We start from the raw sequence: 13,554 nt of genomic DNA on the forward strand, positions 1-13,554 counted from the left end.
AATCATGGGATCCCGTTCACCGCGTCCAGCCCGGCCCATCCGTTCCGGCCGCTATCCGGCCAAAGAGCTGTGCAGCCAGTGCGGCCTCTGCGATACCCGCTACGTGGCCCACGTCAAAGAAGCCTGTGCCTTCTTGAACCAGCAACTGACCCAGTTGGAAGAACAGACCCACGGGCGATCCCGGGAATCGCTGCGCTCAGGATCCCTCGCCGTCACTGATACCGATTACTTCGGTGTCTACGAGGCAATGTTTACGGCCCGCAAGCGGGATCCGATCCCGGGGGCCCAGTGGACGGGCATTGTCAGCAGCATTGGCATGAAGGCCCTCACCACTGGCTTGGTGGAAGGGGTGGTGTGCGTGCAGGCGGATGAGCGGGATCGCTTTCAGCCACGGCCCATCCTGGCCCGTACCCCCGAAGCGGTCTGGGCGGCGCGAGTTAACAAGCCAACTCTTTCTCCCAACTTGTCTGTGTTGGAGCAGGTGGAGCAAAGCGGCCTCAAGCGCCTATTGGTGATCGGGGTGGGCTGCCAAATTCAGGCTTTGCGGGCGGTGGAAAAAAAACTGGGCCTGGAGAAGCTGTACGTGTTGGGCACGCCCTGTGTGGACAATGTCAGCCGTGCCGGGCTGCAAAAGTTTCTAGAAACCACCAGCCGCTCCCCACAGACGGTGGTGCACTACGAGTTTATGCAAGACTTCCACATCCACTTCAAACACGAAGATGGCTCGGTGGAAAAGGTGCCCTTCTTCGGCCTCAAGACCAAAGAACTCAAGGACGTGTTTGCCCCCTCCTGCCTCAGTTGTTTTGACTATGTGAATGCTCTGGCAGATCTGGTGGTGGGCTACATGGGATCCCCCTTGGGCTGGCAGTGGCTGCTGGTGCGCAATCAGCGGGGGCAAGAGCTGTTGGACTTAGTCTGGGAGGAGCTGGAAACCCAACCGGTGATCTCGCAGGGATCCCGGAGGGCGGCAGTGCAGCAGGGGATCCCTGCCTACGACCAAGCCCTGAGTTTGCCAATGTGGCTGGCTCGCCTCTTGGGGGCGGCAATCCAGCGCTTTGGGCCGCGCGGCCTGGAATATGCCCGCTTCTCCATCGATTCCCACTTCACCCGCAACTACCTCTATGTGCGCCGCCACTATCCCCAGAAGTTGGAGCAGCACGTGCCCCCCTTTGCCCGGCGGATTGTGGAGCAGTACCAACTCCCGCAAGACTGAGGCTCAGCAGTAGCGGATCCCAGCTTCCGCCCAGCGATCGATAGCCTGACCTATGCGCTCGCAATCGGCAATTAGGCTAATCCGCACGTAGCCCTCTCCTCCCTCTCCAAAAGCGCTGCCGGGGGTTACGACCACGCCTGTAGATTCCAGCACCCGCAGGGCAAACTCCGTCGATCCCTCAGGGGTGCCGTCGGCAGCGCGGGGGGTAGGGATCCAGAGATACATCGTCGCCCGTGGCGGCTCGATCCGCCAGCCCAACTCCGCTAGGCGGCCGATCAGATAGTCGCGCCGGCGGCGGTAGCGCTCTTGTACCTGCTCCAGGTAGCTATCCGGCAGGCGCAGGGCAGTTTCGGCGGCCTTTTGGATGGCGGCAAAAATGCCGTAGTCGAGATTGGTTTTCAGGGTGCGCAAGCTCTGGATGATCTGGCGATTGCCCACCACAAATCCCACCCGCCAGCCGGCCATGTTGTAGGTTTTGGAGAGGGTGTGGAACTCCACTGCCAAGTCCTTGGCCCCTGGGATCTGCAGCAGGCTGGTGGGCCGGTAGCCGTCAAAAGCCAACTCGGCATAGCACAGGTCGTGCACCAGGATGAGATCGTAGCGGCGGGCAAACTCCACCACCTCCTCAAAAAAAGAGCGGGGCGCAACTGCCGCCGTCGGGTTGTTGGGGTAGTTAAAGTAGAGCACCCGCGCTTGCTGGGCCACTTCCGGCGGTATTTCTTGCAGGTCAATCAGCCACCCCTTCTGCGGGCGCAGCATCATCGGGTAGATCTGCCCCCCTGCGATCATGGGGCCGCGAAAATGGGCTGGATAGGCAGGGCTGGGCACCAACACCAGATCTCCGGGATCCACATAGGCCAGAGCCAGGTGGGTCAGCCCCTCTTTGGATCCCAGCAAAGGCAGCGCCTCTCCATTGGGATCCAGCTCCACCCCGTAGCGGCGCCAGTACCAATCCGTGATCGCCTGGCGGAAGCTGGCCGTGCCCTCAAAGGGCGGGTAGCCGTGGTGGGCGGGATCCGCAATGGCCGCCTGGGCTGCCTCCACCACCGGCTGTGGGGTGGGACCATCGGGGTTGCCCATGCCCAGATCGATCAAATCCAACCCCTGCTGGCGGGCGCGGGCCTTCAGCTCATCCAAGCGGGCGAAGACATAGGCGGGCAGCTTGTTCAGCCGCTGGGCGGGAACGAGAGCGCGGTTCATGGCAAGAATGGGGAAGGGGCACAGCCGGTGCCTGATGGGAGGATAGGTACCTAACTTACCGCCAGACCTGCATCCAAAGCAATGATCGAGATTGGCGGCTTTGGGCATCCGGGATCCGGAACGGCTAGGATAGATATCCCATCTCAAGTTATCGACGAGCCGAACAGTGCCCCTACCACTTGTGGCTATTGTGGGTCGCCCCAACGTGGGCAAATCCACCCTCGTCAACCGCATGGCGGGGGTGCGTTCGGCCATTGTGCATGATGAGCCTGGGGTGACCCGGGATCGTCTGTACCAGGAGGTGGAGTGGAACGGGCGCCGCTTGCGGGTGGTGGACACCGGCGGCCTGGTTTTTGGCGACGACAGCGAATTTCTGCCCCACATTCGCCAGCAAGCGATGGCAGCCATGGCCGAGGCGCAGGCCGTGATCTTCGTGGTGGATGGCCGAGAGGGACTGACACCCGCCGATGTAGAAGTGGCCGATTGGCTGCGCAAACAACCCCTGCCGGTGGTGGTGGCCGTAAACAAGTGCGAGTCGGGGCAGATGGGCCTGGCTCAGGCAGCAGCCTTTTGGGAGCTGGGGCTGGGGGATCCGATCCCCTGTTCCGGCATCCATGGCAATGGGGTAGCCGAGCTGTTGGAGGCGGTCCTGGCTCACTTGCCCGAAGTGACCGCAGAAGCCGCAGGCGAGCCAGATCCCATCGCCGTCTCGATTGTGGGGCGGCCCAACGTCGGCAAATCCAGCCTGCTCAACCGCCTGGTAGGATCCGAGCGGGCCATCGTCAGCCCCATTTCCGGCACCACCCGCGATGCCATCGACACCGTGGTCACCTGGGAAGGGCAGCCCTATCGCCTCATCGATACCGCCGGCATCCGCAAAAAAAACCGCGTGCAGTACGGCATTGAGTTCTTCAGCATCAACCGGGCCTTCAAGGCCATCCAGCGCTCGGATGCAGTGCTGCTGGTGATCGATGCTTTGGAGGGGGTTACCGAACAGGATCAGAGGCTGGCCGGGCGCATCGAAGAAGAGGGCCGCGCCTGCGTTGTCGTCGTCAACAAGTGGGATGCAGTAGAAAACAAAGATACCCACACCATCAACGAGTTCACCCGCGAGATTCGCGACAGGCTTTACTTTATTGAATGGGCGCCGCTCCTGTTTGTCAGCGCCCTCACCGGGCAACGCACCCACAAAATCTTTGAGCAGGTGAATACCGTGGTGGCCGCCCACCGCAAACGGGTTCCCACCGCTGTGGTCAACGAAGTGCTCCAGGATGCTCTTGCCTGGCAATCGCCCCCCACCAACCGCCAGGGCAAGCAGGGCAGAATTTACTACGGCACCCAGGTGGCGGATCGGCCCCCCACCTTTGTTCTGTTTGTCAACGATCCCGATTTGTTTAAGGATAACTACCGCCGCTTCCTGGAAAAGCACTTCCGGCAAAACCTGGACTTTACCGGTACCCCCATTCGCTTTCTCTGGCGCGGCAAATCCGAGCGCTTGGTTGGGCGGGCGGTGCGAAAATTGGAGAGATCCCTGACCTCTCGTTAGGCCCTCTGGTCTACTGAAAGCCTATGGCTGTGGATCCCAACGTCAAAACCCTGGTTGACAACCGTCGCGCCCGCTTCGAGTACGACATCTTGGAGACCTATGAGGCCGGGATCCAACTGACCGGCACAGAGGTGAAATCGATACGAGCGGGCAAAGCCAACCTGCAAGACGCTTTTGCCCTCTTTCGGGATGGGGAAGCATGGCTGCACAATCTGCACATCTCCCCCCATGACACCGCCAGCAAAGTGTTTAACCACGACCCTACCCGCCGCCGCAAGTTGCTGCTGCACCGCCGCGAGATCGACCGCCTACGGGGCTTGGTGGAACAAAAGGGCCTGACCGTGGTTCCCCTCAAGCTGGTGCTCAACCGCGGCTGGATCAAAGCCCATCTGGGCGTGGCCCGCGGCAAAAAGCTCCACGACAAGCGGCAGGCAATCAAAGAGCGGCAAACCCAGCGGGAGATTCAGCGGGAACTGAAGGAACGATAAATTTCTCCCTGAGCCCCTGCTGGCTTCCACGTCGTTTGCCAAGCGCCTTTTTGTATTCTCAGATACAGCGATCTGCAGCGGGATCCCGATGATGGATGTAGTCTTCCGGCTTTGGATCCCTGTTCTGTTGGAGCTGCCTGTGAACTGGAATGTTACCCGCGCTTTTTCTCCCTCGAGAGGCTGGGCTATTGGCCTGGCAGTCGCCGCTCTACTGGGATCCACCCCCACAACAGCGCAAGAGACCTTCAAAGTGGGCATGGTGCTGGTGGGGCCGATGCAGGATGGCGGCTGGAGCCAGGCGCATGTGGAGGGCAGCGAATACGTCAAGGCCAAGTTGCCCGGTGTCGAGTTTGATTACCTGGATAAGGTGAACCCGGCGGATCGGCCCAATGTGCGCGCCTCCCAGGTGGCGGATGACATGATCGCCCGAGGGGCCAAGGTTATCATCTTTACTTCTGATGACCACAAAGACGACGCGATTGAAACGGCCCGCAAGCATCCCGAGATTGCGGTTATCCATGCTTCTGGGGACATGGCCTGGAAGGAGGGGAAAAATTACATCGATCTGCCCAACTTGGCCAACATCATGCCCCAGATGGAAGCGATGCGCATGGTGGCTGGCTGTGCTGCAGCCCTGGGCTCCGAAACCGGCAAAATTGGCCTATTGGGACCTCTGATCAACGATGAAACCCGCCGTTACGCTGCTGCTGCTTACTTGGGGGCCAAATACTGCTGGGAAACTTACCGAGATCGTCCTGAAGAGTTGCAGTTCCGGGTGACCTGGATTGGCTTCTGGTTCAACATTCCAGGGGTTACTTTGGATCCAAGCAAGGTTGCCGATGACTTTTACAACAGCGGCTTTGATGTGGTGATGTCGGGGTTGGATACGCCGGAGGCGGCGGTACAAGGCAAGCGGGCTGCTGAGGCCGGAAAGCGAGTGCGCTACACCCACTACGGCCTGGCCAGCGGTTGTAACTTTGCGCCCGAAATTTGCCTGGGGGTTTCCTACTACAACTGGGGGCCAGGATACAAGCAATTGATCGAGGCAGCTCGCGCGGGCACCTTCGAGAGCCAATTCCTGCGTCCGCCCATCGACTGGTCAGACATCAACAACCCGGACACGTCTTCGGCGGGGTTCATCATGGGAGAAGCCCTGGAGCCAGAAGATAGGGCTAAGTTGGAGGAGTTCATCGCCGGCTTGGGTAATGGCAGCATTCAGCTCTTCAAGGGGCCGCTCAACTTCCAAGATGGCACGCCCTTCTTGGCTGAGGGGGAAGTGGCCAGCGAGGTTGATATTTGGTATCTGGGCCAGTTGCTGCAGGGCATGGAGGGAGCCAGCAATTAGGAGAAAATGTTTCATGCTCCGGGTAGGGGGAAGAAGCGGTCGGTTTCTTTCACCCGCTGACACCAGGCTCGGATCTGGGGAAAGGGCTTAAGGTCAAACCCACCCTGCTCCGCCACATGGGTGTATGTGAAAAGGGCGAGATCGGCGATGGTGTAGCGGTTGCCCACAAAAAACACCTTCCCCTGCAGGTGGCCTTCCATGATCTCCAGCGCCTCTGTTCCAGATTTCAAGTTCTGGGCGATCACGTCAGCATGGGCCTCTGCTTGGCCGGCCCGCACCCAGAAGCGAGTGGTGGCGATGTAGCGGGCAATGCGGGTTTGTTCAAAAAGCAACCACTTCAAAATCTCGGCCCGTTCCAACTTGTTTTGGCCGTAGAGGGGGGTGTCTTCTGCCAGGTAGACCAAGATCGCGGCGGACTCGGCCAAGACTGTTCCATCTTCCAGTTCCAAAGCCGGGATCTGGCCCAGGGGGTTTTTGGCCAGGTACTCGGGGCGGCGGTTTTCTCCGGCCCTGGAGTTGACTTCAACCGTCTCATAGGGGATCCCCAATTGCTTGAGGAGCAATTCCACTTTGTAGCAATTTCCGGAGGTTGGGATCCCGTACAGTCGCAACATTGTGGTTAACCTCAGCCCAAAGCACCTTACAAAGAACTTCGTCCTAACAACGCCAACGGCAACCCAATCAACAAAAACCCTCTGTCCCTAACACTTTTTTAGCAGCTTTGTTCTTCCAACTCCTGCATCTGCCGGCGGTATTCCCGCCCAAAGGCTTGCAGCAACCCTTCTGCATGGGAAAGAGGCCCTGCTTCATAGGCACGGGATCCCACCCCTTGCTGGGTGAGCTCGCACAGGTGCCAATCCTGTCGATTGGTGCGATCCCACAATTCCACCACCTCGCTGGGATCAAAACCATCCAGCGCCAAGGTCTCCGGCTCAAACAGCCAATCGCAGACAACCCGCGTCCGGTCGGATCCCTGGGGCCACAGAGTGTGGGTCATGACATAGTCCGGCTGCAGGCTCAAGAATAGATTGGGCATAAGGGTGTAGTAGTAGGCCCGCCGTTGGTTCTCGCCTCGCACGGTGGAGATCAGGGGCAAGCTGCGTTGGCCACTCATGTTTAGGCTGGTCACATCTGGATTGAGCAACATGTAGCCGCCCAAAAAGGGGCCTTCCATCAAGTCGTTGCGACCACTGCGAGCCGGCGAAAGGCGGGCCAATTCTGGGTGAATGAGCGGGCAGTGGTAGCACTCAGAGTAGTTTTCAAACAGCAATTTCCAATTGGCTTGAACGTGGTATTCAATACGATGGCCTCGCCGCAGAGCGGACAGGTTCCACTCTCGGAAACGACCTTGCAATGGGGCAAAAACCTCATCGAAGGGCTGAGGATTGCGGCTGAGGTTGACCCAGACGAAGCCTTCCCATTCTGCCAAGGCAGCGGAGTGGAGGGGATAATCTTCACGGCGAAAGTCTTCCACCTCGTGCATCTGGGGAGCTGCCAACAATTGCCCGTCCAGCCCATAGCGCCAGGCGTGGTAGGGGCAAGGGATCCCATCGGCAAAATGGCCTTGGAGCTCGCTGCAGAGTCGGGTTCCTCGATGGCGACAGTGGTTGAAGAAGGCGTGGGCTTGCCCCTTGGGATCCCGTACCAGGATCAGGCTTTCTCTGAGCACCTGCACCTGCAAAAAGTCTCCGGGTTGGGCCAGATCGGCACTGCGCCCCACGCAGAACCACTGCCGATAAAAAATCTGCTCAATCTCCGCCTCAAAGCGGCTGGAGGAGACGTAGTAGTGGCCAGGCAGGGTGCGGGCGCCCGGTTGAACAGTAGCGGGATAGAAAGCGGTCATAGCGCGGGGCAGCAAAGCAAGATGGGAAAAACTGCCGTTGAACTCCAAAGGCTTTGCTATCCAAGCTAACGCAGGGATCCCAGTCAGTATCTGTTCTAAGCAGGTCTAGGGCATTTTTGCAGCATTCCCCCCAGGCACGCCGTGCTGCTCGCGCAAATACCCCAGTCTCCTACCCACAAGGGGAGAGGGGGGCATAAGAACTCCGTCCTGCTGACGCAAATGGCTTATTCCCGCTAGGGGGACGTAGCGCTGTAGCCCAAGTCGCGCAGAAGGTGCTCAGAGCGCCGCCAGTGGGGCCGCACCTTGACAAACAGCTCCAGGTACACCTTGCCCAGGATCAGCTTTTGAATCTGCAGGCGGGCTGCCTGGCCGATCCGCTTGAGCCTTTCCCCCCCTTTGCCAATGAGGATCCCCTTTTGCGAGTCCCGCTCTACATAGAGGGTGGCCAAGATGCGGGTGACGTTGGGGGTTTCTTCCACCTGGTCGATGGTCACGGCCACGGAATGGGGCACTTCCTCGCGGGTCTGCAGCAGCACCTGTTCTCGGATCAGCTCCGCCATGATGAACCGCTCCGGCTGATCCGTCACCAGATCCGGCGGGTAGTAGTAGGGGCCGGTGGGCAGCAGATCGATGGTGGCTTGGATCAGGGGTGTCAAACTGCTGGGATCCAAGGCAGACACCCAAACGACAGGAGCGCCGGGGCGTAGGGCTTGGTAGCTCTCCTGGTGAGCTTGGCGCACGGCAGCATCCCGAGGCAGCAGATCCGCTTTGTTGCAGACGATCAGGCAGGGGGAAGCAGCAGGGATCCGCTCGGCAATAAAAGCATCCCCGCGTCCTGCCGGCACCGATCCATCCACCACGAAGAGGATCACGTCCACAGCGGCAATGGCTGCCTGGGCGTTGTGTACCAAGATTTCCCCCAGGCGGTGGTGGGGTTTGTGGATGCCAGGGGTATCCACCCAGATGATCTGGGCTTGGGGTAGGGAGAGGATCCCCTGCAGGCGGTTGCGGGTGGTCTGGGCCACGGGAGAGGTGATGGCAATCTTTTGTCCCACCAGGGCGTTGAGTAGGGTGGACTTGCCCACATTGGGCCGCCCGATCAGCCCCACAAACCCCGACTTAAACCCTGGCGGGGCAGCTGGGATCGCAGACAGTTCCCCACTGCTGACACGACCGGGCGCCGATTCCCCTTCTGCTGCGGCAGCGGAGGACTCTGTCCCGCCGTCGCCAATGGATCCCTGTCCCTCAGGGGAGGGATCCCTCCCGTCTGAAGGAGAATAGGGATGTCCGGCGCTGATACATTTACGCTGAACACTGCTGAACATCACTGTTCAACTATGCAGCGATAGCATTCTGTTTGTTTCCAAACAGAATGGCGGTATCCCGCAAAGCTTTGAGTAGAATACCCAAAGCGCAGTTTCCGTGTCGTCTTACTACCAATTTTCTGCTTTGCTTTGGCTACCATGTTGGCAGACTCGAAAGTAAACAGAAAGATCAACTGGTAGTAATCCGTACTGAACATATTATACATTATTTTCAGTATAGTTGAGCTTACTATTGACTAGAGTCATGCTCTTCTAAAGGCTCTGTCCCGCTGTCGCGAACGGCCATAACTTTCACCCAACCTCTAGCGGATAGAGTAGGCTGCTGAGGCGGCAGGCAACTGCAAGGATAGGGATCCCAGCGGGGCCAAGGTGGTGCCGGGGTAGTAGAAAGCGAGGATTTGTGCCGCGTTAAACCCCTGCCGAGCCAGGGTATAGGAGCCATACTGGCTCAGGCCCACCCCATGGCCAAAGCCGCCACCGATGAAGCGATAGCCTGCCAATCGCTCCCCTTGTTTCAGAGGCTCTATCCGAAACAGGGTGCTGTACAGGCGAGGAAAAGCCAAGCGTACCTGATCCTTGCGCAAAAGAATCGAGCGGATCCCTTCTGCCGTCTGCAAGTCCAATTGCATCACCTGCACCCGGCCACTGGCGGAGCGCTCCAGGATCTGCATCCCCGCGATGCTGCTCCAGGTGGGCATCGGGATCCCTAGGTAGTCTTGGCCGGCCCGCAACTGGGTGTTCAGCTCCTCCAAAGATAGGGAGAACTCCCAGCGGAATAGGCGGGATACTCCTGCTTCGTTGAAGCCCTCTCGCTGGGCCAAAAACGCCTGGAAGCTGCTCTCCTGCCGCAAATCCAAGGGCTTACCCGGTTGATGGGCAATATCCGCTTGCCGGCGCAGGTAGGGGCGCGGATCCCCGTCCCAAACATCTTCAAAGGCCGCCGAGATGCCGCCATTGGTAGAGGAATAGACAGCATCCACCAGCTCGCCATTGTAGGTGAGCACCAGGCCACTGGTTTGGCGAATGGCTTCGTCTGCCCGTGGGTGAGTTCCGGTCAACCCCTTGTAAACCTGGCAATGGGTATTGGCACAGAGCTGATAATCGTCAACCTGAAAGCGGTGGAGGTTCTTGAGGGCGTAGGTGCGCGCCAGGATCGCCTGGGCAGCCATGGCGGCAAAGGGAGCCCCCGACCCCACCTCATGGGGCACCACCCCCCGCAAATAGGTTTCCAGGGGCACGGCGTTGACTACGGTGTAGCTGCCGTAGGCGTTGGGCTGAATGGTAATAGAGCCGGCGTAGTGGCGGTCGTTCACCCGCAGATAGCCGGCATCGGAGGTCACCCTGAGGCGGGTGCGGTGGTAGCGAAAGTGTTCATGAACCCAGCTTAGCTCCGCCCGTTCGCGTCGCTCCTGCACCTCGAGCCGCACATGGGGGATCCCTTCCTTCTGGGCATACTGCTGAATCTGGATCAGTTGTTGCGGGGTGTAGGCGCGGTTGGCCCACACCTGCCATTCTTGCGGCTGGGCGATCTCGGTGCTGATGCCCAGAGACTGCCAATGGTTGGCGTTGGCCTCGGCACTCTCAAAACTTTTGTGGCTGCTGAGGATTAGACGGTATACGGTTTCCGGGGTGGTCAGGGCGCGATTGACAATGCCGATGCTGACCCGAGACGTTCGCTGGGTCTGGGTGCTGCCGTCTGCTTGAGGGAATTCCAGGGTGAGAAGGGATCCCGTCGGCGCCCCCAGCTCCACTTGATCCGTCTCAGAACGGCCAAAGCGTTGCACAATGCCTATATGCAGGATTGGGTTTTCGGGGGTGGCTGCCGTGGCCAAGGTCTCTTCACGAACTCCGGTTGCGTCGGCGGCATGAAGCGCTAAGGCCGCCAGCAACAGGCCCAAGCCGGAAATGAGGGTGCTCTGTTTGCGCCAGCGGGACGGAGCCCCTAAAAACCGACGGGGTTTGGCAGTGAGAGCCTGACAACTGGCCATGGCCGCTTTATCCTAAAACACACCCTGTCGATTTTACCCCCATCTTTTTTGGCCTACCTGCAGCGGTTGCGTCAGCAGTGGGGAGCACCATGGATGCTTTTCCTCGCATGTCTGTTCCCGACGACGGGTTCCCAATCGCCACGGCAGGACGCCGCCCCTCTTTGCACAAGGGATCCGGCTGGCGGCTGGGCTGGGATCCCACCCGTTCCCCTTTTGTTGCCCTGGTGGGGGGAGAAACCTGGGCGCTGGAGCTCACTCAGGAGGAGTGGCAAGCGTTTGTGCAGGGGGTGCAGCGCCTGCAGCAGGATATGGAGGCCATCGCATCCCAACTGATGGCGGAGGAGAGCATTACGCTGGAGCAGACTTTCCCTGCTTTGACCCTGATAGCCAGCGGCAGCGCCACTGCCTGGGGTCTCTATGTGCAATTGCATCAAGGCCGGCGCGGAGAAGGTTTTTGGCCTGCTGATGTTGTCCCTGAGCTGTGCCAGGCCCTCGCCCAATGCTTTGAGGAAGCTCTCTAGCCCCCTGAAGCCTGCAGTCTGGATCCCTGCCTGAGAGAACCCATGGATCTGCACCATCTGCACACCTACATTCGTCCCCAACAGCTTGAGGACTTGACCGCATGGGATCCCGGCTGGAACTGGCTGGCCGGAGGGACTTGGCTCTTCTCCCAGCCGCAACCCCACCTGCGGGGACTGGTCGATTTGCATCCTCTGGGCTGGAATGAGCTGGAAATCAGTGCAGAAGGGTTAAGCAACCTGTACCTTCCAGCAACTGTTGCAATACGATTGGCCACCCCATTGGCCAGGGATCCGCGCCCTGTGCGAGGGAATGGCATCTTTGGCCTCTTTTAAGGTGGCCCACTTGGCAACGATAGGGGGAAATCTCTGCCTGGCCCTGAGTGTCGGTGTCGTAGCACCCGTGTTGATCGCCCTTGAGGCCACCTACACGCTGATCGATCTGCAGAGATCCCTGCGCCACATCCCCGCTCAGGACTTTCAAACCGGCCCCCAACAAACTCTGCTGCAGCCGGGGGAAGCCTTGCGATCCATCTGGATCCCGGCCCAACGGCTGCGCGGCCCCAGCACCTTTCAGCGGCTCGGCATCACCCAAACGGATCCCGCCTTGGTGATCGTTGCCGGATCCCGCGATCCCGACTCAGGCGATTATCGCTTCGGACTCAATGCCGCCCTTTCACCCCCACAACTGGTGCGGCTGGGATCCCGGCCCGATCCAGAACATCTTCCCCAACTTTTGGCAGAGCAAGCCCACGGCTGGATCGCGGATTTTCGGGCCAGCGCCCTCTACCGCCAACGCATGAGTGAGGTATTGATTCGCCGCTGTATAGACATCTTGGGCTAATCGGGGTATTGCCCCATCCCAACAGGGGGCTGAGAACGACGTACTCATCCTGCCAAAGCTCCCGCCGCTCTGAAAGTAAAGGTTTTAGGCGTGGGTCAGTGCCCCAGTTTGAATCGAAATGACCATAAGTCTGACATTCCCGTCCATAGGATTGAGATAGCCACAGGCAAAAATTCATCTGTTGCTGTTCCAAAAATGGGTAACACATAAAAGTTTGGGGCAGTAGCAACTGGCAGTGCCACCCCACAGACAACCGCGAAAATAGTTCACAGTGAACCCAGCTTTATCTGAGCTTAAAACTTGAGGCCAGTTTATAAAAAACTTACCCACAGTTGATAGCCAGTGAGGTTTTGGATTCAGGAGTTCGCGTGATTTGACAGGGAAAGTTTTGGATCCGCAAAGGGTAACCTGAAACCAAGGAAAGGCTGGAATACTGGGGCAAGCTCCTTTGGGTTTAGCTAAGTGCCTGATTTCTCCCGAAGCGGGACTGGAACTGCTATGAGTCGGTTTTCCCCTCATGAAGTGTATCTCCGGAGAATCCTCTTTCGTCTGGCCACTGCGGCTCCTTGTGGCATGACATTGATCGAGTTGCTGGTGGTCATCGTGATTGTCGGTACTCTCTGCGCGGTGGCCATTCCCAACCTGCTCAACCACATTCGCCGCTCCAGAGTTGCTGAAGCCCAAACAGCTTTGGCGACCATTGGCCGCGCTTCAGAAATCTTCCGCATGGATTTTACGGTTTATCCTTCCAGCTACGCCGATATTCAATTCGGAGGGATCCACGGGGATCGTTATCTGCAAGATCCCTGGCAAGCCCCCAACTATCGTCTCCCCGAAGTTGTTCCTCCCACTCCTGGCCCAGCTGGCATGCGTTGGATGACGGAGTCTCACACCTACACAGCTGTTGGTGGGGATCCCCTGCGCTGTGACATCGGCCTTGGGGATCGCCAGCAAGAGGTTTTGGTCTCCGGCTACAACCTACACAACTCCTGCAACCTCTATCGTTGACCTGCCCAGCCAGGAGTCTGGCGGCTTGAGGAAGCGGGACTGGGCGGACTTGAACCGCCGACCTAGCGCTTAGGAGGCGCTTGCTCTATCCATCTGAGCTACAGCCCCTTGTCGAACATCCTACTGCTCTTAGCCCCCATCTCAGCTAGAAATCGCAGGAGCCCCGCACTGTACCCGTAGGGTCAGTGTCGGGAGGAATGCGGAAGTTACGATAGAACCATGACCCAAGTCCTGAC

General features: G+C 59.0%; 13 protein-coding genes and 1 tRNA gene. 8 read left to right on the top strand and 6 right to left on the bottom strand.

What is annotated here, in order from left to right; translation table 11 throughout:
• Positions 1-4 precede the first annotated feature (4 nt).
• Entirely contained in the window at positions 5-1,213 is a 1,209-nt protein-coding gene (locus ACVWXF_RS09755) for a Coenzyme F420 hydrogenase/dehydrogenase, beta subunit C-terminal domain (protein ID WP_457444564.1), read from the top strand.
• Positions 1,214-1,216: 3 nt separating this feature from the next.
• On the opposite strand, the gene ACVWXF_RS09760 is transcribed toward ACVWXF_RS09755, so the two are convergent.
• A complete protein-coding gene (locus ACVWXF_RS09760; protein WP_414415961.1) occupies positions 1,217-2,413 on the bottom strand; it encodes an aspartate aminotransferase in 1,197 nt (398 codons plus the stop codon).
• 166 nt (positions 2,414-2,579) lie between these two features.
• Here ACVWXF_RS09760 and der point away from each other — a divergent pair, with 166 nt between their 5' ends.
• The 3 genes from der (at position 2,580) to ACVWXF_RS09775 (ending at position 5,792) form a co-directional block, all read left to right on the top strand.
• On the top strand, positions 2,580-3,959 hold the full coding sequence (gene der, locus ACVWXF_RS09765; RefSeq protein ID WP_011432890.1) for a ribosome biogenesis GTPase Der: 1,380 nt from the start codon (positions 2,580-2,582) through the stop codon (positions 3,957-3,959).
• 23 nt (positions 3,960-3,982) lie between these two features.
• Entirely contained in the window at positions 3,983-4,447 is a 465-nt protein-coding gene (gene smpB / locus ACVWXF_RS09770) for an SsrA-binding protein SmpB (RefSeq protein WP_011432891.1), read from the top strand.
• 91 nt (positions 4,448-4,538) lie between these two features.
• Positions 4,539-5,792: a BMP family lipoprotein gene (locus tag ACVWXF_RS09775; protein WP_457474279.1), complete on the top strand. Its 1,254-nt coding sequence runs from the start codon at positions 4,539-4,541 to the stop codon at positions 5,790-5,792.
• Between the two features lie 11 nt (positions 5,793-5,803).
• On the opposite strand, the gene ACVWXF_RS09780 is transcribed toward ACVWXF_RS09775, so the two are convergent.
• The 4 genes from ACVWXF_RS09780 to ACVWXF_RS09795 all read right to left on the bottom strand — a co-directional run bounded on the left by ACVWXF_RS09780 (position 5,804) and on the right by ACVWXF_RS09795 (position 10,948).
• Positions 5,804-6,406 carry a glutathione S-transferase family protein gene (locus ACVWXF_RS09780; protein ID WP_414409419.1) on the bottom strand — a complete coding sequence of 201 codons (603 nt, stop codon included), beginning with the start codon at positions 6,404-6,406 and terminating at the stop codon, positions 5,804-5,806.
• Positions 6,407-6,504: 98 nt separating this feature from the next.
• Complete coding sequence (locus ACVWXF_RS09785) at positions 6,505-7,635, bottom strand: aromatic ring-hydroxylating oxygenase subunit alpha (RefSeq protein WP_414328837.1); 1,131 nt, start codon at positions 7,633-7,635, stop codon at positions 6,505-6,507.
• A 233-nt stretch (positions 7,636-7,868) separates the two neighbouring features.
• A complete protein-coding gene (gene era / locus ACVWXF_RS09790; RefSeq protein ID WP_414384116.1) occupies positions 7,869-8,960 on the bottom strand; it encodes a GTPase Era in 1,092 nt (363 codons plus the stop codon).
• Positions 8,961-9,262: 302 nt separating this feature from the next.
• Entirely contained in the window at positions 9,263-10,948 is a 1,686-nt protein-coding gene (locus tag ACVWXF_RS09795; protein ID WP_457474280.1) for a SpoIID/LytB domain-containing protein, read from the bottom strand.
• A gap of 89 nt (positions 10,949-11,037) precedes the next feature.
• On the opposite strand from ACVWXF_RS09795, the gene ACVWXF_RS09800 reads away from it, so the two are divergent.
• The 4 genes from ACVWXF_RS09800 (at position 11,038) to ACVWXF_RS09815 (ending at position 13,318) form a co-directional block, all read left to right on the top strand.
• Positions 11,038-11,469, top strand: a complete 432-nt coding sequence (locus ACVWXF_RS09800; RefSeq protein WP_414358272.1) for a DUF1818 family protein — start codon at positions 11,038-11,040, stop codon at positions 11,467-11,469.
• A gap of 42 nt (positions 11,470-11,511) precedes the next feature.
• Positions 11,512-11,802 (top strand): hypothetical protein, encoded by a 291-nt coding sequence (locus tag ACVWXF_RS09805; protein WP_457474281.1) that lies wholly within the window; start codon positions 11,512-11,514, stop codon positions 11,800-11,802.
• A complete protein-coding gene (locus ACVWXF_RS09810; RefSeq protein WP_457474282.1) occupies positions 11,789-12,310 on the top strand; it encodes an FAD binding domain-containing protein in 522 nt (173 codons plus the stop codon). Before ACVWXF_RS09805 ends, ACVWXF_RS09810 begins: the two co-directional genes overlap by 14 nt.
• Before the next feature lie 573 nt (positions 12,311-12,883).
• Positions 12,884-13,318: a type IV pilin protein gene (locus ACVWXF_RS09815; RefSeq protein WP_457474283.1), complete on the top strand. Its 435-nt coding sequence runs from the start codon at positions 12,884-12,886 to the stop codon at positions 13,316-13,318.
• A gap of 34 nt (positions 13,319-13,352) precedes the next feature.
• Here ACVWXF_RS09815 and ACVWXF_RS09820 read toward each other — a convergent pair.
• Positions 13,353-13,426: transfer RNA gene (locus tag ACVWXF_RS09820), tRNA-Arg, on the bottom strand.
• Positions 13,427-13,554 lie beyond the last annotated feature (128 nt).

The sequence above is a fragment of the Thermostichus sp. MS-CIW-40 genome (genome assembly GCF_054058315.1).

Excerpts from the sequence above, each read along its gene's own strand:
- ACVWXF_RS09775 (WP_457474279.1), top strand. The coding sequence starts at position 4,539 with ATGGATGTAGTCTTCCGGCTTTGGATCCCTGTTCTGTTGGAGCTGCCT.
- smpB (WP_011432891.1), top strand. The coding sequence starts at position 3,983 with ATGGCTGTGGATCCCAACGTCAAAACCCTGGTTGACAACCGTCGCGCC.
- ACVWXF_RS09800 (WP_414358272.1), top strand. The coding sequence starts at position 11,038 with ATGGATGCTTTTCCTCGCATGTCTGTTCCCGACGACGGGTTCCCAATC.
- era (WP_414384116.1), bottom strand. The coding sequence starts at position 8,960 with ATGTTCAGCAGTGTTCAGCGTAAATGTATCAGCGCCGGACATCCCTAT.
- ACVWXF_RS09805 (WP_457474281.1), top strand. The coding sequence starts at position 11,512 with ATGGATCTGCACCATCTGCACACCTACATTCGTCCCCAACAGCTTGAG.
- ACVWXF_RS09755 (WP_457444564.1), top strand. The coding sequence starts at position 5 with ATGGGATCCCGTTCACCGCGTCCAGCCCGGCCCATCCGTTCCGGCCGC.
- ACVWXF_RS09785 (WP_414328837.1), bottom strand. The coding sequence starts at position 7,635 with ATGACCGCTTTCTATCCCGCTACTGTTCAACCGGGCGCCCGCACCCTG.
- ACVWXF_RS09815 (WP_457474283.1), top strand. The coding sequence starts at position 12,884 with ATGACATTGATCGAGTTGCTGGTGGTCATCGTGATTGTCGGTACTCTC.
- ACVWXF_RS09760 (WP_414415961.1), bottom strand. The coding sequence starts at position 2,413 with ATGAACCGCGCTCTCGTTCCCGCCCAGCGGCTGAACAAGCTGCCCGCC.
- ACVWXF_RS09780 (WP_414409419.1), bottom strand. The coding sequence starts at position 6,406 with ATGTTGCGACTGTACGGGATCCCAACCTCCGGAAATTGCTACAAAGTG.
- ACVWXF_RS09795 (WP_457474280.1), bottom strand. The coding sequence starts at position 10,948 with ATGGCCAGTTGTCAGGCTCTCACTGCCAAACCCCGTCGGTTTTTAGGG.